Source organism: Desulfonatronum thiosulfatophilum, assembly GCF_900104215.1.
Classification (GTDB): Bacteria; Desulfobacterota; Desulfovibrionia; order Desulfovibrionales; family Desulfonatronaceae; genus Desulfonatronum; species Desulfonatronum thiosulfatophilum.
The window spans coordinates 1-20,289 of the sequence record NZ_FMXO01000022.1; the positions used below are offsets into that span (position 1 = coordinate 1).

At 56.5% G+C, this 20,289-nt stretch carries 23 protein-coding genes; 20 read left to right on the forward strand and 3 right to left on the reverse strand.

Features of this window, described 5'->3' with window-relative positions:
- From BLP93_RS15610 to BLP93_RS15670, 12 genes are all read left to right on the forward strand, one after another.
- The coding region (locus BLP93_RS15610; protein ID WP_244148788.1) for a transposase at positions 1-310 on the forward strand (310 nt) is incomplete at its 5' end.
- Positions 311-762: 452 nt separating this feature from the next.
- Positions 763-1,053, forward strand: coding sequence for an antitoxin (locus tag BLP93_RS15615; RefSeq protein WP_092123704.1), 291 nt, complete (start codon positions 763-765; stop codon positions 1,051-1,053).
- Positions 1,054-1,063: 10 nt separating this feature from the next.
- Positions 1,064-1,462: a type II toxin-antitoxin system VapC family toxin gene (locus tag BLP93_RS15620; RefSeq protein WP_244148789.1), complete on the forward strand. Its 399-nt coding sequence runs from the start codon at positions 1,064-1,066 to the stop codon at positions 1,460-1,462.
- A gap of 467 nt (positions 1,463-1,929) precedes the next feature.
- On the forward strand, positions 1,930-2,697 hold the full coding sequence (locus BLP93_RS15625) for a glycosyltransferase family 2 protein (RefSeq protein WP_092123708.1): 768 nt from the start codon (positions 1,930-1,932) through the stop codon (positions 2,695-2,697).
- On the forward strand, positions 2,690-3,496 hold the full coding sequence (locus BLP93_RS15630) for a TVP38/TMEM64 family protein (protein ID WP_092123710.1): 807 nt from the start codon (positions 2,690-2,692) through the stop codon (positions 3,494-3,496). The genes BLP93_RS15625 and BLP93_RS15630 overlap by 8 nt, the downstream gene beginning before the upstream one ends.
- Positions 3,497-3,861: 365 nt before the next feature.
- Positions 3,862-5,541 (forward strand): ArnT family glycosyltransferase, encoded by a 1,680-nt coding sequence (locus BLP93_RS15635; protein WP_092123712.1) that lies wholly within the window; start codon positions 3,862-3,864, stop codon positions 5,539-5,541.
- Between the two features lie 130 nt (positions 5,542-5,671).
- Positions 5,672-6,349: a precorrin-2 dehydrogenase/sirohydrochlorin ferrochelatase family protein gene (locus tag BLP93_RS15640; RefSeq protein ID WP_092123714.1), complete on the forward strand. Its 678-nt coding sequence runs from the start codon at positions 5,672-5,674 to the stop codon at positions 6,347-6,349.
- Complete coding sequence (gene ccsA, locus BLP93_RS15645; protein ID WP_092123716.1) at positions 6,336-7,163, forward strand: cytochrome c biogenesis protein CcsA; 828 nt, start codon at positions 6,336-6,338, stop codon at positions 7,161-7,163. Before BLP93_RS15640 ends, ccsA begins: the two co-directional genes overlap by 14 nt.
- 3 nt (positions 7,164-7,166) lie before the next feature.
- Entirely contained in the window at positions 7,167-8,504 is a 1,338-nt protein-coding gene (gene hemA, locus BLP93_RS15650; protein ID WP_092123718.1) for a glutamyl-tRNA reductase, read from the forward strand.
- 346 nt (positions 8,505-8,850) lie between these two features.
- Entirely contained in the window at positions 8,851-9,186 is a 336-nt protein-coding gene (locus BLP93_RS15660; RefSeq protein ID WP_092123722.1) for a hypothetical protein, read from the forward strand.
- Between the two features lie 5 nt (positions 9,187-9,191).
- Positions 9,192-10,235, forward strand: coding sequence for a tRNA lysidine(34) synthetase TilS (gene tilS, locus BLP93_RS15665; protein WP_092123724.1), 1,044 nt, complete (start codon positions 9,192-9,194; stop codon positions 10,233-10,235).
- A 131-nt stretch (positions 10,236-10,366) separates the two neighbouring features.
- Positions 10,367-11,824: an adenylate/guanylate cyclase domain-containing protein gene (locus BLP93_RS15670; RefSeq protein ID WP_092123726.1), complete on the forward strand. Its 1,458-nt coding sequence runs from the start codon at positions 10,367-10,369 to the stop codon at positions 11,822-11,824.
- A 135-nt stretch (positions 11,825-11,959) separates the two neighbouring features.
- On the opposite strand, the gene BLP93_RS15675 is transcribed toward BLP93_RS15670, so the two are convergent.
- Together BLP93_RS15675 and BLP93_RS15680 are read right to left on the reverse strand one after the other, a co-directional pair.
- The gene (locus BLP93_RS15675) at positions 11,960-12,547 is read right to left on the reverse strand and encodes a tetratricopeptide repeat protein (RefSeq protein ID WP_092123728.1); all 588 of its coding nucleotides are present in this window, start codon (positions 12,545-12,547) and stop codon (positions 11,960-11,962) included.
- On the reverse strand, positions 12,540-12,692 hold the full coding sequence (locus BLP93_RS15680; RefSeq protein WP_139163035.1) for a CcmD family protein: 153 nt from the start codon (positions 12,690-12,692) through the stop codon (positions 12,540-12,542). Before BLP93_RS15680 ends, BLP93_RS15675 begins: the two co-directional genes overlap by 8 nt.
- Before the next feature lie 191 nt (positions 12,693-12,883).
- On the opposite strand from BLP93_RS15680, the gene BLP93_RS15685 reads away from it, so the two are divergent.
- A complete protein-coding gene (locus tag BLP93_RS15685; protein WP_092123732.1) occupies positions 12,884-13,342 on the forward strand; it encodes a LexA family protein in 459 nt (152 codons plus the stop codon).
- A gap of 306 nt (positions 13,343-13,648) precedes the next feature.
- Positions 13,649-13,816, forward strand: a complete 168-nt coding sequence (locus BLP93_RS16960; RefSeq protein WP_153304293.1) for a hypothetical protein — start codon at positions 13,649-13,651, stop codon at positions 13,814-13,816.
- Positions 13,817-13,977: 161 nt separating this feature from the next.
- Here the strand turns inward: BLP93_RS16960 and BLP93_RS16965 are convergent, their stop codons facing one another.
- Positions 13,978-14,136, reverse strand: coding sequence for a hypothetical protein (locus BLP93_RS16965; protein WP_153304294.1), 159 nt, complete (start codon positions 14,134-14,136; stop codon positions 13,978-13,980).
- Positions 14,137-14,320: 184 nt separating this feature from the next.
- Between BLP93_RS16965 and kaiC the strand changes: the two genes are divergently transcribed.
- The 6 genes from kaiC to larE all read left to right on the forward strand — a co-directional run bounded on the left by kaiC (position 14,321) and on the right by larE (position 20,246).
- Positions 14,321-15,781 carry a circadian clock protein KaiC gene (kaiC, locus tag BLP93_RS15695; RefSeq protein WP_161946369.1) on the forward strand — a complete coding sequence of 487 codons (1,461 nt, stop codon included), beginning with the start codon at positions 14,321-14,323 and terminating at the stop codon, positions 15,779-15,781.
- Between the two features lie 51 nt (positions 15,782-15,832).
- Positions 15,833-16,114, forward strand: a complete 282-nt coding sequence (locus BLP93_RS15700; protein ID WP_279615070.1) for a circadian clock KaiB family protein — start codon at positions 15,833-15,835, stop codon at positions 16,112-16,114.
- Positions 16,111-17,811: a sensor histidine kinase gene (locus BLP93_RS15705; protein WP_092123740.1), complete on the forward strand. Its 1,701-nt coding sequence runs from the start codon at positions 16,111-16,113 to the stop codon at positions 17,809-17,811. Before BLP93_RS15700 ends, BLP93_RS15705 begins: the two co-directional genes overlap by 4 nt.
- A 129-nt stretch (positions 17,812-17,940) precedes the next feature.
- Positions 17,941-18,417, forward strand: coding sequence for an NfeD family protein (locus BLP93_RS15710; protein ID WP_092123742.1), 477 nt, complete (start codon positions 17,941-17,943; stop codon positions 18,415-18,417).
- Positions 18,414-19,340 carry an SPFH domain-containing protein gene (locus tag BLP93_RS15715; protein WP_092123744.1) on the forward strand — a complete coding sequence of 309 codons (927 nt, stop codon included), beginning with the start codon at positions 18,414-18,416 and terminating at the stop codon, positions 19,338-19,340. Before BLP93_RS15710 ends, BLP93_RS15715 begins: the two co-directional genes overlap by 4 nt.
- Before the next feature lie 90 nt (positions 19,341-19,430).
- Positions 19,431-20,246 (forward strand): ATP-dependent sacrificial sulfur transferase LarE, encoded by an 816-nt coding sequence (larE, locus tag BLP93_RS15720; RefSeq protein ID WP_341844808.1) that lies wholly within the window; start codon positions 19,431-19,433, stop codon positions 20,244-20,246.
- Positions 20,247-20,289: the final 43 nt, after the last annotated feature.

Genomic DNA, 20,289 nt, shown 5'->3' on the forward strand with positions numbered 1-20,289 from the left:
AGGCGACACCAAAATCCTGCGGCCAGGGCGTCCGAAGAAAAGCGATAGCCCCTATCAACGGCGGATCGCCCGTGAGCGTTTTCGCCGTAGAGCAGGAATAGAGCCGATAATTGGTCACCTGAAACAGGATCATCGCTTGTCCCGAAACTACCTGAAAGGGGTTCTCGGCGACGCGATCAACCTGTTCATGGCTGCCGCGGCATTCAATTTCAGGAAGTGGATTCGGAAGTTCGAACACTTTTTTGCCCTTTTTACGCTTTGGCTGTTTTTCGGCACCACAACCCGTCAGCCTTCTATGATGATCCTGTAACGAAAATATCGGATTTTTCAGGCTCGACTATGTAGAACATGAGGGTGGCAGAAAAGAACCTTGAATGTGAACCGCCCGCTTCGCTCAAGACGCAGGGGTCGCCAAGAAGAAATGCCTTTTGGCTGCTGCTGGAAAGATGCAGCCGCCAAAAGGCTTCACGCCTGACGGCATTTTTATCCCGGCAGGGAGCGAGGATCTTTGGAACGCAGCTATTTGCCTGCTTTCAAAAACCTTTCCCTGGCGGGCTTGGCATCCTGAGCGAAGCGAACGGTTTTCTTTTCCGGATCGTCACGTTTCACCAGGTAACTCAGGGTCCATTTCCACGAAGGCGAGAATTTCAATTGCTAGGTAATTCGAGAACTTTGCCCGATTTTTATACAAGCGGTTACGCATTGACAGGTTGACAGCAAAGTATATGCTTGCCCATATACTAATAATTGGGAGGCCATGATATGGAGACTCGAATCGCGAAATTGTTCAAGAACGGCAGCAGCCAGGCTGTGCGGCTGCCTGCGGAGTTTCGTTTTGAAGGCAATGAGGTTTATGTAAGCCGCAATGAAGCATCAGGGGATGTGGTGCTCTCCAGCCGTCCGGGTGCGCAAAGCTGGAGTGATCTTTTCAGCCTGATCCATTCCATTGACGTGCCGGATGAGTTCTTGGCTGACAGGCCCATGAATGTGCTTCCACAGTCAACCGGCATGTTTGACGATTCGAACTTGCCGCTGCAGACGAAAAATACCTGACATGCTTTCCATGCTGGATACAGATACAATCAGCTACCTACTCAAGGGACGGTCGCCGGAAATCGAGGAGAGATTGAACAATATGCCTCCATCCCAGGTTTGCATATCGGTGATGACAAGAGCAGAACTCTTATACGGCCTGAAACGATTGCCCGCTGACCACCGCCTGCACATGGTTGTCCGAAAATTTTTCAAAATCGTGCATGTGCCTTCCTGGGACGCTGAAGCAGCAGACTGGTACGCGGATATCCGCCATCAGCTTGTATCGACTGGACGGCCCATTGGTGAGATGGACATGATGATTGCCGCGCACGCACTATCTTTGGGGGCTGTTCTGGTTACGAACAATACCCGCCATTATGAATGCATCAAGGCGCCTTTGATTCTGGACAACTGGCTCCGGCCTTGAATGTGAACCGCCCGCTTCGCTCAAGACGCAGGGGTCGCAAAGAAGAAATGAATTTTGGCTGCTGCTGGAAAGATGCAGTCGCCAAAAGGCTTTATGCCTACGGCATTTTTTTTATCCCGGCAGGGAGCGAGGATCTTTTAATAAGCAGCTCTTTCCCTGCTTTCCAAAATCTTTCCTTGGCGGCCTTGGCGTCCTGAGCGAAGCGGGCGGTTCACTTTTTCGGGTCACTCTGCAATTACCAATTATCTATCCGATTGCGATTGCGATTGCGATTGCGATTGCGATTGCGATTGCGATTGCGATTGCGATTGCGATTGCGATTGCGATTTGTGTTTGGGGTTAGGTTGGGGTTGTCAATATTATTGTGTGACGCGGAATTGACATGTTGTGTTTGGGCAAATAGATAACTTTGTTTCACCACGTCCCGCGACTCCACGGCAAACCTTCTTCTCGTCCCACGAATTCTGATGTCATCAGCCTCCATTCCTCCAGCCATATCCTGCATCCTGCCCATCTACAACGAGGAAGGATGCCTAGCTCCTCTGATCGAGGAGTTGGGAATTGCCCTGAAGAATTTTGGGCGTCCTTACGAGATCATTTGCGTGGATGATTGCAGCCGGGATGGGAGTCTTGCTGTTTTGCTGGAGCTTCAGGAGCAACGCGGTGATCTGCGGGTTATTCGCCATACTCACAACCTGGGCCAAAGCGCGGCCTTTGCCACGGGTTTTCAGGTTGCCGCCGCACCCATTCTGATCACCATGGACGCTGACATGCAGCATGATCCGCGGGACATCCCCGCCCTTCTCCGCGCCCTGACCCCGGATACAGCCTTGGTCAGCGGAATCCGCGCCAATCGCCGGGACAACTGGGTCAAACGCATTTCATCCCGGATGGGCAACAAGTTCCGGAACATCATTGCCGGGGATCACATCTCCGATGCCGGCTGCACATTCCGGATCATACGACGGGAATCATTGCCGGAACTGCTGGTCTTCAACGGCATGCACCGCTTCCTGCCCACGCTCCTGCGCTGCCGGGGAATGACCGTGGTCGAACATCCCATCAACCACCGCCCGCGGACCAGCGGGGTTTCCAAATACGGCATCAGCAACCGGCTCTGGCGCGGATTTCTGGATTGCATCGCCATCCGCTGGTACACGCGACGGGCCATCCCCCTCCAGCGTTGGGTCGACGGTCACGGTCAAGACACATCAAGAAATTGCCGGAATGACTGACCCTCGGGCCGACAAAATCCCGGTCGGCAATTCCATGGACGCATCGGGGAAAGCAGCCGATGGGCCTCCTGACAGCCCCCCCGTAAGGCCACCCGAGAAGCCCTTTGGAAAACCGTTCTGGAAACGCCGCCGCTTTTTGGGCGCGATCTTGATCCTGGTCGTCCTGCTGGGGTTGATCGTGATGAACTTCACCCCGTTGCGCACGATTCTGGCCCAGACCGAAATACTCGGAGCATGGTTCAAGGCCCAGGGGCTTTCCGGGATGCTGCTCTACATCGCCGGTGTGACCCTGCTTATTTCCATCGGCATTCCCCGACTCCTGCTCTGCTCCATCGGCGGCATGGCCTTCGGTTTTTGGCAGGGACTGCTGCTCACCCAGGCCGGGACCCTGATCGGATTCTACGCCATTTTCTCCCTGGTCCGCCATGCAGGGTGGAGTTTTTCCTTTCTTCGCAAGCGGCCGAACCTGAACAGCATCCAGAAGCGCATCGGCAAGGGCGGCGTTATGTCGGTCTTCGGCATCCGGATGATGCCGCTGTCCGGTTTCTATTCCACGATCATGATGGGCATGCTGCCCATCCGACACCGGGCTTTTCTGCTGGGAACCATCCTGGGCATATTCCCCCAGGCCATCCCCGCAACCCTCATCGGCGCCGGCGCAACCCAGGAAACCCTGCAAACCAGCATCATCTCCATTATCGCCGCGGTGGTTGCGTTCATTCTGGTCTGGTACCTCATCGACTACTATCGGAAGAAGGTGCTGAAATTGCGTGAGGAAGAGGATAGCGTGATTTCCTGAGGCTTACGAATGATGCCCAGTATCAAGAGCCATACTTGTGAATAATGAACCGCCCGCTTCGCTCAAGGCACGAAGGACGCCAAGAAGAGTTTCTGGGTTCCGCTGGAAAGATGCGGAACCCAGAAGGACTTCACGCCTAGCGGCCGGTTTGACATCACCCTGTCAGGGTGTGGCAATCCGTTTGGAAAGCAGCGTTTCCCCTGCTTTCCAAAGTGTTTTCTTGGCGTTCTTGGTGCCTTGAGCGAAGCGGGCGGTTCAAATTTCGCCTAGCTGGTATTGGAGCACAATATGTCGATTTTGATTGCAATTTGATTTCGACTGCGATTTCGACTTGAGTCTTCAACCCCCATTATCCACAAATACACATGAACACACAGCATCTCGACGGTCCCCTTGGATATCTTGCGTTGATCCTGTTTTGCCTGGTGCTTTTTCTGCCGGGGATGACGACCTTGCCGCCTTTTGACCGAGATGAGGCGCGGTTTGCGCAGGCTTCGCGGCAGATGTTGGAGGAAGGGGATTTTATCCGGATCAAGTTCCAGGAGCAGGACCGCCACAAGAAACCTGTAGGCATCTATTGGCTTCAGGCTGCTTCGGCCAGGATCATCAACCCGGATGCGCTGTGGCCGTACCGATTGCCGTCCGTAATGGGAGCGGTGCTGGCCGTGCTGCTGACCTTTTCCCTGGCCAGGCGCGCCATGGAAGCCAAATATGCCTTCCTGGCCGCGGCCATGCTGGCCGGATCCGTGCTGCTGGTCACCGAAGCCCATCTCGCCAAGACGGACGCCATGCTCCTGGCGTCCATCGCCGCCATCCAGGTTGCCTTGGCCATGTGTTACATCCGCAAGCCGGAAACGCCCGCCGAGCCTTGGCTGTGGCTGCTTTTCTGGGGCGGAATGGGCGGTACGATCCTGCTCAAGGGGCCGGTGGGTCCGATGATCGCCGGTGTGACCCTGCTCACCCTGTTCATCGCCGACCGCCACGATCCCCGGCGCTTTTCCTGGCTGCGGGGATTACGGCCCGGGCCTGGACTGCTCCTGACCGCGGCCATGGTTCTGCCCTGGCTGATCGCCGTTTCCATGGCCACGGACGGCTCCTTCGTCTCGGACGCGGTCAAGGGCGACCTACTGCCCAAGCTGATCTCCGGCCACGAATCCCACGGCGCGCCTCCGGGAATGTACCTTCTGCTCTTCACCCTGACCTTCTGGCCGGCCTCGCTCCTGGCCTGGCCTGCCCTGGTCCGGACCTGGAAGATGCGCTCCGCGGATCCCTCGAATCGTCTGATCCGCTTCCTCTGGGCCTGGATCGTGCCGTCCTGGATCATTTTCGAGCTGGTCCCCACCAAGCTGCCCCACTACGTCCTGCCCCTCTACCCGGCCATCGCCCTGCTCACGGCCCTCTGGCTGTCCGGTCTGGCCGCGCAAGCGGAACCGGGCAAGTATGGCCGCTGGATTGAGAAAATAGGCTCCGGACTGTGGCTGGCCATTGGGATGATCCTGGGGCTGGGGCTGATCGTGGCCCCGCTGTACCTGGACAGGTCCGTCTCCTGGTGGGGCCTGCTCGCGGCCCTGGTCGCGCTGGCCATGACCTATGCCGGCTGGCGGCTGTACCTCGAACAGAAAATGCTTCAGGTCTGCAGCGTGCTGCTTCTGGGCGCAATCCTGATCTTTCCGGTTCTCCTGGGCAAGGGGCTGCCGGAAATGCGCGCCTTCTGGGTCAGCCGAACCCTGCAGCACACCGTGGACTCCCTGCGGCAGGAGCATCCCGACCTGCAGGGGGTGATCGCATCGACCGGCTTCCAGGAACCCAGCTTGGTCTTTCTGCTTGGCACGAATATCCGACTCATCAGCCCTGCCCAGGCCGCCCACCATCTAGCGGAACATCCTCACGGCATGGCCCTGGTCGAATCCCGCCGCGAAGCGCAGTTCCACGAGACTCTGGCCGAACTCGGCCTAGCGGCTGAACCGCTGGCCAATGTCCGAGGTTTCAACTACTCCAAGGGGCAATGGGTCGCCATTGACATTTTCGCCAATGCCAACCGCTGAATTCGGCGAAAATGGATTGAGTTCCAGGGTACATTCTTTTATCATTTAAAGGATTTTGTTCGTTGCGAATGCAGTCAGCCACATCCAAACATGATTCCGAACCAACTCCAACCCCAATCACATCGACATCATGCGCTATTATCCAATACTTCTCGATTTACGCGACAAGCACTGCCTTGTGGTCGGCGTGGGCCAGGTTGGCACGCGCAAGGTGCAGACCCTGCTCTCCTGCGCGCCTGCCGGTTTGCGCATCGTAGACACCCGCGAACCGGATACCTGCTGGCAGGAAGTGATAGACCAGGGGCTGGTGGATTATCACGTCCGAACCTTCGAGCCCGAAGACCTGGACGGACGCTTCCTGGTCATCGCCTGCACCAGCGATGAGGATCTGAACTGGCGGATCAGCCGCCTTTGCGCGGAACGGGGCATTTTGTGCAACATCGTGGACCAGCCGGAAAAGTGCAGCTTCATCCTCCCGTCCATGCACAACCAGGGCGACCTGACCATAGCCGTGTCCACCTCCGGCTCCAGCCCGGCCCTGGCCAAGAAAATTCGTGAGGAACTGGGAACCTGTTTCGGCCCGGAGTACGGTCGGTTCCTGGCCCTGATGCGTCGATTGCGGCCTCTGGTCCTGGAGCTGGATTTGCCCACGTCGGAGAATACGGCCTTGTTCCGGAACCTGACCCGCTCCGAGCTGCTGGACGTGATCAGCCAGGACAACCCAGGCCTGGTCCTGGACGTTCTGAAAAAGCACCTTCCGGAAACCCTGCACCATCGCCTGGAGGGCGTTGTCAGTGAACCTGATTGAAACCCTGGAACTCGCGGCCCTGGCGCTCTATTTTCTGGGCGCCCTGCTCCACATCACCGCGGTCCTGGTGCGCAGGCCCCTGGTCCGACAGGCCGGGCAACTGTCCACGGTCTTCGGTTTCAGCCTGCACACCCTGGACATCCTTTACTATCTGAGCCGATACGGCGCGGACGCCCTGGGCCACGGGCCCTTTCATTTCAGCCTCCTGGCCTGGACCCTGATCATCGTCTATCTGGCCCTGAACTGGCGGCTGCATACCAATTTTCTGGCCCTGACCGCCCTGCCCCTGGCCGTGATCGCCTACTCCTTCGCCACGACCCTGCCCAGCGTGGAGGTGGCGCTGCCGGACAGTTTCATGCTGCTCTGGTTCGGCCTGCATATCGGCACGCTCTTTCTCAGCATCTGCCTGCTGGCCATGGCCGCCAGTTCCGGAGCGGTCTATCTGTTCCTCGAGAACAAGATCAAGGGCAAGGCCAAGATCACCGGCCTGAGCAAGGACCTGCCCTCCCTGGCCATGTTCGACAAGGTCAACTCCTGGGCCGTGAATCTGGGCTTTCCATTGTTCACCATCGGCCTGCTGTCCGGCTTTTTATGGGCCCACTTCACCTGGGAGCGTTTTTTCTCCTGGGATCCCAAGGAAGTCGCCGCGATCATCGTCTGGCTGCTGTTCGCCTTCCTGTTCCACCAGCGCCTCGTCAACGGCTGGCGCGGCCGCAAGCCGGCCAAGCTGGCCATCTGGATCTTCGCCTTGTCCCTGATCTCCATGGTCGGGATCAACTTTTTTCTGGACACCCACCACAGCTTTCAACCCTGAGTCATGAATCAACACATCTGTCTGCTCGGACTCAACCATCGAACCGCTCCGGTCGAGGTGCGGGAGCGCTATGCTCTCCCTGACCCCGATCCCCGGGAGCAGGGCCTGATCACGGCGCAATCCGGCGTCAAGGAAGCCATGATCCTCTCCACCTGCAACCGGGTGGAATTTCTGGCCGTGGGGCGCGCGGACAAGGACCTGGCCAAAGAGATACTTCACTTCTGGGCGGAAACCCGTAACGGCGACGTCCATGAACTGCAAAAGCACACCTATACTCACCAGAACCTGAACGCGGTGACCCATCTTTTTTCCGTGGCTTCCAGCCTGGACTCGATGATCCTCGGCGAGCCCCAGATTCTCGGCCAGCTCAAGCAGGCCTACCGGCGCAGCCTCAAACAGGGAGCCGCCGGGGTGGTGCTGAACCGGCTGCTGCACAAGTCCTTCAGCGTGGCCAAACGGGTGCGCACGGAAACCAAGGTGGCCTCCAACGCGGTCTCCATCAGCTTTGCCGCGGTGGAACTGGCCAAACGCATCTTCGGCGATCTCGGCGACCAGACCGCCATGCTCGTGGGCGCCGGGGAGATGGCCGAACTGGCTGCCCAGCATCTGCTTTCCGCCGGGGTGAAGCGGATGCTCATCGCCAACCGCACCCACGTCCGGGGCTGTGAACTGGCCTCCCGCATCAGCGGGGAGGCCGTGCTCTTCTCCGACCTTTTCGAGCGCATGGCCGAGGCGGACATCGTGATCAGTTCCACCGGAGCAACGCAAACGGTGATCCGGCGGCGCGACGTCCAGTCCATCATGAAGCAGCGCCGCAACCGGCCCATGTTCTTCATCGACATCGCCGTGCCCCGGGACATCGATCCGGACGTGAACAGCCTGGACAACATCTTCCTGTACGACATCGACGATCTGAAGGAGGTGGTGGAGGAAAACCTCAGCCAGCGCAAATCCGAGGCCGCCAAGGCCATGGTCCTTGTCGAGGAGGAAACGGAAAAGTTCGCCCTCTGGCTGCGCTCGCTGGACCTCAAGCCGACCATCCTGGACCTGCTTTCCTCCGGCGAGCACATTGCCCGCAAGGAACTGAAGAAGACATTGCGCCGGCTGGGCCCCAAGGCCGACGATCCGGAAATCAACGAGGCCCTGGAGACCCTGGTGCTCTCCCTGGCCCACAAGCTCTACCATCAGCCCCTGGATTTCCTGAAGCGCCGCGCCCAGGAAGAAGACGCCGGGGCCCGGTACATCGACATCACCCGCAGAATGTTCAACCTGGACAACGAACCACCCATGCCGGACGCCCACCCGGATCGTCGATGCGTGGGGAAGAAAGATCAGGGCTGACCTGGTGGATTCGGCCAACATGCAGGATGGGGAACCGCCTGCTCCCGTTGGTCGCTCAAGGCGCGGAGAACGCCAAGAAAAAAAATTTTGCCTTCCGCTGGAAAGATGCGGAAGGCAAAAGCTTCACGCCTGACGGCGAACACCTCATCACCCCCGACAGGGGTGTGGCAATCCTTTTGGAAAGCAGCTCTTTCCCTGCTTTCCAAAAATGTTTTCCTTGGCGTCCTCAGCGCCTTGAGCGATGCGGGCGGTTTATCCCCAAACCCCATGCTTCACGGAAACACGTTCCCGAGACCAAGTAACCCTCACATTCCACGCCCAGACGAAAACAACATGGAGGAATCCATTGCGCTCGTATTTGATTGATGAACTGAATTCGACGGACATGCAGCGTCTGCTGCCTTTTCTTGAATCCCAGGGCCTGAAGGCCTCAGTGGACGGAATGTACTGGCTGCAGATCCCGGACGACCTGCTTGCCCCGGAACAAGTCGAGCATGCAGGCGAGTGCGGCCCCTTTGTCTGTTCCCTGGAAACCGGTCATGACTGGTTCAAGGTCGAACTGCTGGTCCGCGGCCGCGGCAAGCTTCGCTGCTCCTGCATCGCCTACGCGACGCCAAAACAGCGCGAATGGATTCTGACCCAGGTCGATGAGACCTTGAGTCACTTGGATATCCCTGTATAACTGATATGCTCCCTCCCAACCTGCCAGCCAGAATTCAGGACCTGCCGCCGGTGCGGGCGCGGTTCTGTCTGGGAGTCGAGAGGTTTTTGCTGCACAAGCTTGCGCTTCCCCTCCAGGGACGTCATGTCGTGCTGGCCTGTTCCGCGGGAAGTGATTCCCTGGCCCTGCTGTTGATCATGCACTGTCTGGCGTCCCGTCTGAATCTCGCCATCACCGTAGCTCACCTAGACCATTCGCTGCGACCAGAATCAATTCGGGAATCCCATGAACTCGCGCAGCTTTGCTCCAGACTGAACAGACCTGTTGTTTCCGGGTGCTGCAATGTTGGACGGTATGCCCGGAAGTCCGGAATTGGCCTGGAAGAAGCCGGCCGGGTCTTGCGGTACCGCTTCCTGTCCGGCGTGCGCCACAAGGTTGGAGCGGACTACCTGTTCACCGCGCACCATGCCGACGACCTTGCCGAGGATGTTCTGATGCGGCTGATTCGCGGCGTCGGATGGCCGGCCTTGTCAGGGATGGCCGCATGGGATCCCGGGCGTTGCCTGGTTCGCCCTCTGCTGCATACGCCGAAGAACGAATTGCGCGACTTTCTTCGAGCCATCGACGTTTCCTGGTCCGAGGACGCCGGCAACACTGATCCCGCCTTTACCCGCAACCGAATCCGCAACACGCTCATCCCCCTCCTGACCCAGGAAAACCCCCGCTTTTCGGAGAGTATTACCCGCCTGCACGACCAAGGCACCGAGGATGCATCCTTTTTTGCAACCCAGATCACTCCGCTTTTGGAGCAGGCCAGGTTGGAGGACCATTTCCTTCAATCGTCCCTGCTGTCCAGCCTGCACACCGCGCTGCGCTTACGTCTGTACAAAGCCGTGCTGGATGATTTAGGTGCGGGTCAGACCCTGCACGACACATTGCGCCGCCTGGACCATGCCCGGCAACAAGGTCGCACTGGAACGACATTTCAATTTCCCGGGGAAAAAACCGCTGTAGTCCGCGCTGACGGAGTGCACTTTTGTGGCCCCAAAGGTTTTCCAACAAAGAGATAGAATACCTGTACAACCTCATCCATCCGATGCTCGTAACGGTTCGTCATCATTCGCTGACAACATGATTCATACCTGATGTGCCACTATATCCACGACTGATGCAGTCTTCATAACCAACCAGGAGGCAGACAATGCGGCTGAGCGTCAAACTGTTTTTCGGCATTCTACTCATTGCCTTCATGGCCTCCGGCGCCACGGGCTCCTACTTTTATTTCCAGGCCAAGAACGCATTGTTGGACTCCATTCGCCAGCAGCTCAAGGCCACGGCCAAGATGGCCTCCATGCTCGTGGACGGCGACGTCCTGCAGCAACTCACCCATCCCTCGCAGATGACTTCGCCCGAATACTTTGCGATCCAGGATCTGATGGGCGCCATTGCCCAGTCCAATGAAGAATACCTCTACGCCTACACCATGCGCCTGGAAAATGGTCAGGTGCGGTTTATTGTCGATTCTCCGGCCCATGACGACGACGGTGACGGCGTGTTCAGCGATGACGAGCTGCCCGAACCCCTCGGAGCGTTATATCCCGATCCCCCGGAGGAACTGATCCACGGATTCGTTCGCCCCTCCAGCGATCAGCACCCGCACCACGACCAGTGGGGCACGACCATGTCCGGATATGCCCCGATCCTCAATGGATCCGGGCAACCCATCGGATTGATCGGCATCGACATGTCCATCGACCGGGTGGAAAGCAAACTGGCGTCCATTCGCCGCGCCGGTCTCGTTTCCCTGGGCATTGCCCTGCTGGTGGCCGTGCTCATGGGATGGTACTTCAGCCGGCGTATCTTTCAGCCGCTCGTCGCAATGCAGCACGCCCTGGCCCGGGTTGGTGAGGGTGACTACTCCATACAGCTTGACGAATCGGGTCGGGATGAAATTGCCGCTTCGGCCAAAACCTATAACGCCATGGCTCGCGAGCTGCAGGAAAAAGCCTTGATGAAAGCCAGCCTGGGCAAGGTGCTCAATACCCGGGCCATGCAGCACCTTCTGGCTAATCGCCTGAAGCTGGGCGGGGAAATATACCCCGTCACCGTCTTGGTCTGCGATCTGCGCGGTTTTTCCCGGCTGAGCCAGAAACTGCCGCCCAAGCTATTAGTGGGACTGCTCAACGACTACTTCACGGTCATGGTTGAAATCATCCAGAAGCATGGCGGAATGGTGGACAAGTTTGTCGGGGACATGGTTCTGGCGGTTTTCGGTCATCCGGTTCCCCTGGAAGAAGAACAGCAGGCCGCCTTGAAAGCGGCACGGGAAATGATCGCCCGATGCGACGCCCTGAACCAGGAACTTCACCTGGGCCACGACCTGCTGCTTGAGAACTCCGTCGGATTGGATTCCGGCACGGTCCTGGCCGGCAACATCGGCAGTCCGGAACGGATGGAATATACGGTCATCGGTCATGCCGTGAACGTTGCAGCCCGCGTGGAGCGGTTGACGCGGGTCCTGGACGTGCGCCTGGCGGTCAGCACGGATTTCATCGCCGCCCACGGCGACGGACACAATCTGACCAACATAGGCCCACGCAGCCTCCCCGGAATGGATTTGACCATGGAGGTGTATGTCGAGGAGAAGGAGAAGAAATGATCTGATTCCGGGACCGCCGTACCCCTGTGCGGCCCATCTTCCATACCGGATCCCTGGAAGATTTTCTCTCAGGCTGAAAGGTTAACAAAAAAGGGCTACCTATGGTAGCCCTTTTAGTTTTTCCTTGAAGGTCCCCTATTCAGGAACGCCGCCACCGGGAGCCGGGCTGGCCAGTTCTTCAGTGACTCTCTCCACAAGAACCTCGTCTTGGGGACCGATTTCGAGTACCCGTTCGAAATGAAAACGTCCCTGTTCCGGATTGTCCAGGTAGTACTTGTTGAGCATGCCCAGGTTGAAGTGGGCACGGTAATTATCGGGGTTGATGTCGACGATCCGTTCAAACTGCTCCGCGGACTCGGAATACTGGTCCATGTTGTAGTAGGCTACGCCCAGCCCGTTCATGGCCCGATCTTCGGTGGGATCCACGGCCAGGGAACGCCTCCAGAACACGGCAGCACGTTCCCAGGATCCCAGGCGCATGAACTGATCACCCAGGGCCATCAAGGTGGGCAAGTGGTTGGGTTCATTATCCAGCCGGGCCATCATATCCGCAATCTCGTTCATGGCCATGGTGGACTGGGACGTTCTGGCCTGCATGGTCAAACTGGGGTTCTGCAGGCGGTAAATGATGGATCCGACAAATAAAAGGGCCAACCCCAAGGCCACAACCACCAGGATCAGCCGGCGGCCTTGGTCGTGCGGACCAGTTGTCGCGCTACTCATACTTGTGCTGCTCACTATCCAGATCCTCCAGGTGTTGCAAACGTTGTTCAATCCAGGCCTGACCACGGGCTATGAAGAAAATGTAGCCGCCCAGGCCGATCCATACCGCCGCGTTGGCGGCCAACAAATAATGTGACGCATCCATATGATTCATCCCCATCTTTTCAACAAAATCAATTCAAACCGGTCTTCAGCGATTTTCTATCCACCCAAAAAAATACCGGGTAGCGATACGTTCAAGCCTCAGTCTAAGCATTTCGTGGGGATTCGTAAAGAAACACCGTAGAGCGAGATTTTCCCCTTGGGGATACTTGTTTTACTTGAGTCGTGCCCCCTATGATCCGAACCCGATTCTTCGCCTTCTCCAGGGAGCTTGTCCTGGTTTCAGGAATTGCTCCCAAAACCGCTTGTACGCTGCCCCTGTACCTTTCCCCGGTGGCCGCCGGATTCCCTTCTCCGGCGGATGATTTTCTGGAAGGCCGACTGGACTTGAATGAGCACCTGATCAAGAACCCCACGGCAACCTATCTCGTCAAGGTCACCGGAAACTCCATGCGGGACGTCGGCATTTTTTCCGGGGACACCTTGGTGGTGGACAAGTCGATTCAGGCTGATGACGGAAAAATCGTGATCGCCGTGGTTTTCGGCGAGTTCACCGTGAAGACGCTGCGCGTGCGCAACGCGAAAACCAGCCTGGTCCCGGCGAATGGAACGTATCCGGAGATTGAGGTCACACCGGAAATGGACTGTGAAATATGGGGCGTGGTGACAAGCGTCATCCGCAAGCTGTTTTAGGGATCCTTGCAAATCCGAAACGAACTGTTTGAAAATCAAGTCAATATCCACTACCAGCATATCATGTTCTCGATTCGAGACGACCATCGTCCTTTTCATTCCATGCATGTCCTGCCGCTGAACCGTTCAAGAAACCGGGCCGCGTGAGCAATGCACAAAAACACGAAAATCACCGCGAAACAGGCTATTGCCTTGAAATGTCTGGAGTGCTGTTGCGAGGATTGGGACGAAGTTTTCAAATGTCCTTCGTCGGGCAAGGGGGAAACGACAAAATGCTTCCTGTATGACCTCCGACCAAGGACAAGAATGGATAAATTAAAAACCATTTTTTTCGATAAGGATGGCTCGAGAAGAGATGTGAAATTCAGTATGAAGAAAGAGAGGAAAAAGGTTGAACTCAAAAAGCAGCAAAATATTGACCCCAATGAGCCGAAAAAACGCACTCCCAAAAAGGAAGCGAAACCCAAACAATAACATTCGGTTTCACACCCTGCCGCCGCTCTCGTTCCCCACCGACGCACTTGGGCTGCATGGCATCAGCGCTCCCCGCGAATCATTGGCAGAAGCTGCCAATGATTCCTCCTCAGAACCCTTCCGTCAAAAACGCTTAATCAATTAGCAAATCACGAATCATCTCAAATAGACATCATTTGACGAGACGAGTCCAGCTTGTCAGGATTGTTTTCGTCATTATCTGTCAAACCCAAGTTCACTTCCTCAGCATGAATGTTCTCAATATTGCACCTTCCCCTGGGATCGCCGCCCACCAGTGCGGCCAGCGTTGTGTTCAGCACGACACTCCCGACGCTGCTTCAGTTTCTGATGACCTGTTGCGAAATGCATCAATGGGAATCGTTCGATTTTGGCGCAAAATGTCCAACAAAGGCAACTCTATGCAACGCGCCTTTTTTCTGTGCTAGTTTTTTGTGATGTATTTCTCAAAGCCGCCATCTGTTTCAACGCAATATGGAGAATTCAATGTCTTGTGAGCGCTGCCGTCCGGGAACCGAACCAAAACAGAGTTCATCCATACCCAAGATCCCGACGTGCATCCGGGGGCTGGACGAAATCCTGCACGGTGGTCTTCCGACCGGCCGGACCACGATATTCAACGGCAAGCCCGGCACCGGCAAGTCCATCCTGGCGTTGGAGTTTCTCTATCGTGGAGCAATTGCCGGTGAACCGGGCATCTTCGTTTCCTTTGAAGAACGCGCCGAAGACATCCGGCTCAATGCCGCCGGAATGGGCATGGATATTGAGGCGTTGGAGGCCGCCGACAAATTGAAGATCATCCATGCCGAACTGCCGCAAGATGCGTTTCGAGCCGGGGATTTCGACTGCAAAGGCCTCTTGGCCCAGATTGAAGGATTTGCGCGGCTCATGGGCGCCAAGCGGGTGGTTCTGGACGCCATTGACGTGCTCATGTGGGCGTTCGCCGACCCGGTGCGCGAACGGGAGGAAATCTACTTCATCCACAACACGCTGCGCGATCTCGGCATGACCACCGTGCTCACCGCCAAGCTGGGGCAAGACGGTGAAAGGAACTATCCCTTCCTGGATTTCATGGTCGATTGCGTGCTGCACCTGGACCAGAGAATGTCCGGGCAAGTCCGCACAAGGAGATTGAACGTTCTGAAATACCGTGGGTCGGACTTCATGGCGAATGAACATCCTTATCTTTTCTCTCACGATGGAATTGTCTTGATGCCTGTCTCGTCCGCTCAATTAATCCAACCGCCTATCGGAAAGCGCGTATCCAGCGGCGTGGACCAGATCGACGCGATTCTCGGCGGAGGATATAAACAGGGAACGTGCATTTTGGTGGCGGGTCCCAGCGGAAGCGGCAAGACGTCCCTGGCCTGCACTTTCGCCCACGCCGCCTGCAACCGGGAAGAGAAAGTACTCTATGTGGACTACGAAGTGTCCCGGGAGACATTGCTCGATGGAATGCAGAGCATCGGCCTCAAACTGGAATCGGCAGAGAGGGAAAACTGGCTGCGCATCGTCACGGCCATGCCCGAATCCGACGGTGTCGAAGGACATCTGTTGCGCATCCTCAATCATATTGCCGAATTCAATCCGCAACATCTTGTGCTCGACGCCATTTCAGCCAGCCGACGGATGGGTAGTGAACGCGCCGCCTTCGACTTCCTGATGCGATTGATGACCGAATGCAAAAAACGCGGCATCACCTGTTTTTACCTGAACCAGACGACCGGAACCGAGCTCATCAGCGAATTGAGCGGAATAGGCCTCTCCTCTCTGGTGGATACGATTCTCGCGCTGGATTATTTTCTGGCTGACGAAAGCCTGTGCCGCCGACTGCTGGTCGTCAAATCCCGCGGCTCGGCCCATTCCCATCAATACCATTACATGTCCATTACGAACGATGGGATCATTCTCATGCCGCAGGCGGCCAAGCCCGTTGAAGCGTCATAAAAAGTGGAAGCGACCATCATGAGCAGACGCGATCAACCCTTATCGGATAATATGATTCACTATCATCTTACCCTCTTCATAGCCGGGAACGGCATGAATTCACAAATTGCCCGTAAGAACCTGATCGAACTCCGAGACGGCGAACTGGCGGGACGATGCACCATGGAAATTGTGGATGTCCTGGAGAATTTTGCCGCGGCGGTAAAACACAATATTCTCGTAACGCCCACGATGCTGATATCCACCCCCCTTAACACCGTAATGATCGTGGGTAATTTGAACGACCGGGAAAAGGTCCGAGTAGCCCTTCAATCGAGTATGGTTGAATCATGAATGAAGACATAGAAAGCCTGCGCAGGCGGCTGGAGCGCGCCGAGGCCGTCCTGGAGGCGATCCGGAACGAGGAAGTCGACGCGGTTGTCGGGACTCGCAAAATCGTTCTTTTGAAGCTCCAGGAAACGGAGAAGGAACTGCGCGATACCGAGAAACGGCTTCGCCTCGTCATGGATTCGGCAAAAGTTGCTTCATGGGAACTCGACCTGGCCACGGGGAATTTCACGTCATGTGCAAAGCTACGCCGGATGTTCGGCTTGCCGTCCCGGGACTGTCCGCAATCCCGGGATGAGTATCTCAGCCTGTACACCGAAGAAGACCGGGAAAGAATACAGACCGCGGACGAACACGCGATCAGAACCGGTGAACAATACGAGATGGAATACCGCATCCGACGACCAAACGGCGCATCTCGCTGGTTACGCAGCCTTGTGGTGCCCGTGGCCGACGACCAGGGCCGGGTCGTCAAATTGGCGGGCATAATCACGGACATCACCCGTGACGTTCGCACTCGGGAAGTCTTGCGGGAGAGTGAAAAACGCTTTCGGATCATGGCCGACGGTTCCCCATTCCCCATCTGGGTCAACGATGTCCGCGGGAAGTCGGTCTATGTCAATCAAGCCTATCGCGACTTCTTCGGGGTTACCCTGGATGATGAGAAAAAGAACGGCTGGCAGGTGCAGATCCACCCGGAGGATGCAAAATCATACACCAAGGAGTTCATGAACGCGCTCCAGGAAAGACGAGTTTTTACCGCAACAGCGCGCGTTCGCCGCCATGACGGCAAATGGCGCTGGATTAAATCCCAGGCCACGCCACGTTTTTCGGAAACCGGTAGATTTCTCGGCATGGTGGGTAGCAGTACGGACATCACCGACCATGTCCTGGCTGAAGAGGAAGTTACCCGGAAAAATGAGGAGCTTGAAGAGGCGCTTGCGGAACGTGACAGGTTCTTTTCCATCATCGCCCACGACCTCAGGTCGCCCTTCATGGGCTTTCTCGTGTTCATCAAGATGTTGACGGAACGAATCGACAATTTAACTCTGCATGAGATCCAACGATTGTCCGGAGACATGCAGCAATCCGCGCAGAACCTGCATAAACTCCTCGAAAACCTGTTGGAATGGTCACTGTCCCAACGAGGTGAAACCGCTTTTGATCCAGTCCGGTGCGAGCTTGCGGAAACGGTTAACCACAACATTGATTTGATAAAGATGGTCGCTCTGCAGAAGGGTGTCGAATTTCATTCCGACATCCCCGAAGGATTGAGCATATTGGCCGACAAGTCCATGTTGAACACCATCCTCCGCAATTTGTTCACCAATGCCGTCAAATTCTCGAACGTTTCTGGAGAGGTGCGCGTTTGCGCCGTCCAAAACGATTCCTTCGTCGAAATTTCCGTCAAGGATGACGGCATCGGGATGGATCAGCAATCCCTGTCCAACCTCCTGAAACTGGACAAGATGCACTCCAGGAAAGGAACCGGTGGTGAAAAAGGAACGGGACTCGGTCTCTTGTTGTGCAAGGAATTTATCGAAAAACATGACGGTAATATTTGGGTGAACAGCAAAGTCGACAAGGGGACGACCATTTATTTCACCTTGCCGCTGTATGCCCATGACCTGATGACGGATGCGCCTGCCCAACGTCATAAAAACAGAGACTTTGCCCCAGGCGTAATGGAATACACCAACTGAACCAGCTGCCCATGACCGGCAAGACCATGATGCCGATCCTGAAACAACCCTTCGCACCTGTTGCGCCATGGCCTTGAGCCGAGAACATGATTCCGGACATGGCTGAAGGCATGACCACAAGGAGCCGCCATGAGTTTTGATGCCCTGCTCTCCCCCTGGCTTGCCTGGTTTCTGCTGGGCATTGCCTTTGTGTTCCTGGAACTTTTTTTGCCCGTTTTCATCTTTCTGTTCTTCGGCATTGGGTGCCTGGGCGTTGTGCTGGCCTTGTTCGTCTTCGATCTGGATCTTTCCCAGCAGCTGGTCGTTTTCATCCTGACCACCATCATCTCTCTCTTCGTATTCCGCAAATGGATGATGCGCACTTTTCGAGGCGTCACCGCGAATCACCAAGGTATGGATTTTGACGATTTCCCTTTGGGCGAACGCGTTCTCGTCCTCAAATCCATCCTGCCACCCAACACCGGCCGGATCCAGCATCGCGGGACGGCCTGGGACGCTGTTGCCGATGAAGCGGTTGATGCCGGTCAAACCGTTGAAATTGTGAAGTATGCCGATGATTCTCGGCACGTTTTCCTTGTCCGCCGAATAAAGGAGCCATCCGAATGAACGCACCGCTTATCGCATTACTGGTACTGACCGGTCTCATCGTCATCGTCCTGTTGAAGTCCGCCGTCATCGTTCCTCAAAAAAAAGAATATATTGTCGAACGGCTCGGCAAGTACAACAAGTCCCTGGGCGCGGGGTTTCATATCCTCATGCCCTTTCTGGATCGGGTGGCATATAGGTACTCGATGAAGGAGGAGGTCATCGATATTCCAAGTCAAACATGCATCACGAAAGACAATGTGACCGTGGAAGTCGATGGATTGATCTATCTGCAGGTCGTGGACAGCAAACGTGCGGCCTACGGGATCAACGACTATCGCATGGCCGCATCCCAATTGGCCCAGACGACGCTGCGCTCCTGCGTCGGCCGCATCGATCTCGATAAAACCTTTGAGGAACGCGAAACAATCAACAGCCAAGTGGTGGAGTCCATTGATCTGGCTGCCCAGACATGGGGCGTCAAGGTCCTGCGGTACGAGGTCAAGGACATCATCCCGCCGGAATCCGTAAAAAAGGCCATGGAAGCCCAGATGACCGCGGAGCGTGAAAAACGTGCGGCCATTGCCAGGTCCGAAGGAGAGCGGCAGTCCACCATCAACCGCGCGGAAGGAGACCGCCAGGACGCCATTCTCCGATCCGAGGGCGAAAAGCAGCGTCGCATCAACGAGGCCCAAGGCGAAGCCCAGGAAATCCTGACCGTTGCCCAGGCCACCGCCGAAGGCTTGAGCACCATTGCCAGGCAGTTGGAAATGCCGGGAGGCCAGAACGCCGCCTCGCTGAGAATCGCGGAACAATACGTCAATGAATTCGGAAAATTGGCAAAAACATCCAACACGCTGGTCATTCCCGCCAATATCGGCGACCTGGCCGGCATGGTGTCCACGGCCATGACGGCGCTGCAAACCGTGAAGACGCAGAAATAACTTCTTTCCGCGGCATCAGGCAGTTGACGCTGAACGAAAGCAGAACTGGCTGGCCTGGTCTGTCTTGATGTGAGACGCATGGAGAATGCAGTGACAGCCCCTGAGCCCAATACCGGTGCAAAACATCAGGACCTGCTCCGCGCACTGCGCGCCATGGGCAAGGCCGTGGTGGCCTTCTCCGGCGGGCTGGACAGCACGTTCCTGCTCCATGCGGCGCGTCAGGCCCTGGGGGAAAACGTCGTGGCCGTGACCATCTTCACTCCGTACATGCCGGAAACGGAGATTGAAGATGCAACAAATACGGCTCGCGTTATGAGCGTTGCTCATGAATTGCTAAACGTTCCTTTCCCGGAAGCCATCCGCACCAATCCGGCGAATCGCTGCTACTTCTGCAAGCGCACCTTGTTTGCACACCTGCTTCAGCTGGCTGCAGCAAGGGGCATCGATCATGTCCTGGACGGCACGAACCTTGACGATCTGGGCGATCACCGTCCCGGGTTCAAGGCCGTCCGGGAACTTGGCGTTGAAAGCCCCTTGCTTGCGGCGGGCCTGACAAAACAGGATCTCCGGGATCTTTCCAAGAACCAGGGTCTACCCACCTGGAACAAGCCCGCCGGCGCATGCCTGCTCACGCGCATCCCCCACGACACGCCTGTGAAAGAAGCCGAACTGCGCCGTATCGATCGGGCCGAAACCGTTTTGAAGGAACTGGGTTTTCATGCCGTCCGCCTGCGCAGTCACGGCGACATCGCCCGAATCGAAGTTCCCCGCGAACAACTGGTCGACGTGGTCGAAGCGGACGCTCGGCACGGAATCAGTAAACAGCTCATAGCCCTGGGTTATCGCCATGTGACCTTGGACTTGGCCGGCTACCGCATGGGCAGCCTCAACAGGGAAGCAAAATGAAGCCGACCTGATTGCACAACAACATCCAAGAACAGACACCGAC

Excerpts from the sequence above, each read along its gene's own strand:
- BLP93_RS15680 (WP_139163035.1), bottom strand. The coding sequence starts at position 12,692 with ATGGATGCGTCACATTATTTGTTGGCCGCCAACGCGGCGGTATGGATC.
- hemA (WP_092123718.1), top strand. The coding sequence starts at position 7,167 with ATGAATCAACACATCTGTCTGCTCGGACTCAACCATCGAACCGCTCCG.
- BLP93_RS15715 (WP_092123744.1), top strand. The coding sequence starts at position 18,414 with ATGAACGCACCGCTTATCGCATTACTGGTACTGACCGGTCTCATCGTC.
- BLP93_RS15640 (WP_092123714.1), top strand. The coding sequence starts at position 5,672 with ATGCGCTATTATCCAATACTTCTCGATTTACGCGACAAGCACTGCCTT.
- BLP93_RS15635 (WP_092123712.1), top strand. The coding sequence starts at position 3,862 with ATGAACACACAGCATCTCGACGGTCCCCTTGGATATCTTGCGTTGATC.
- BLP93_RS15685 (WP_092123732.1), top strand. The coding sequence starts at position 12,884 with ATGATCCGAACCCGATTCTTCGCCTTCTCCAGGGAGCTTGTCCTGGTT.
- BLP93_RS15705 (WP_092123740.1), top strand. The coding sequence starts at position 16,111 with ATGAATGAAGACATAGAAAGCCTGCGCAGGCGGCTGGAGCGCGCCGAG.
- BLP93_RS15615 (WP_092123704.1), top strand. The coding sequence starts at position 763 with ATGGAGACTCGAATCGCGAAATTGTTCAAGAACGGCAGCAGCCAGGCT.
- BLP93_RS16960 (WP_153304293.1), top strand. The coding sequence starts at position 13,649 with ATGGATAAATTAAAAACCATTTTTTTCGATAAGGATGGCTCGAGAAGA.
- kaiC (WP_161946369.1), top strand. The coding sequence starts at position 14,321 with ATGTCTTGTGAGCGCTGCCGTCCGGGAACCGAACCAAAACAGAGTTCA.
- BLP93_RS15620 (WP_244148789.1), top strand. The coding sequence starts at position 1,064 with ATGCTGGATACAGATACAATCAGCTACCTACTCAAGGGACGGTCGCCG.
- BLP93_RS15710 (WP_092123742.1), top strand. The coding sequence starts at position 17,941 with ATGAGTTTTGATGCCCTGCTCTCCCCCTGGCTTGCCTGGTTTCTGCTG.
- BLP93_RS15700 (WP_279615070.1), top strand. The coding sequence starts at position 15,833 with ATGATTCACTATCATCTTACCCTCTTCATAGCCGGGAACGGCATGAAT.
- BLP93_RS15630 (WP_092123710.1), top strand. The coding sequence starts at position 2,690 with ATGACTGACCCTCGGGCCGACAAAATCCCGGTCGGCAATTCCATGGAC.
- BLP93_RS15675 (WP_092123728.1), bottom strand. The coding sequence starts at position 12,547 with ATGAGTAGCGCGACAACTGGTCCGCACGACCAAGGCCGCCGGCTGATC.
- BLP93_RS15670 (WP_092123726.1), top strand. The coding sequence starts at position 10,367 with ATGCGGCTGAGCGTCAAACTGTTTTTCGGCATTCTACTCATTGCCTTC.
- BLP93_RS15625 (WP_092123708.1), top strand. The coding sequence starts at position 1,930 with ATGTCATCAGCCTCCATTCCTCCAGCCATATCCTGCATCCTGCCCATC.
- tilS (WP_092123724.1), top strand. The coding sequence starts at position 9,192 with ATGCTCCCTCCCAACCTGCCAGCCAGAATTCAGGACCTGCCGCCGGTG.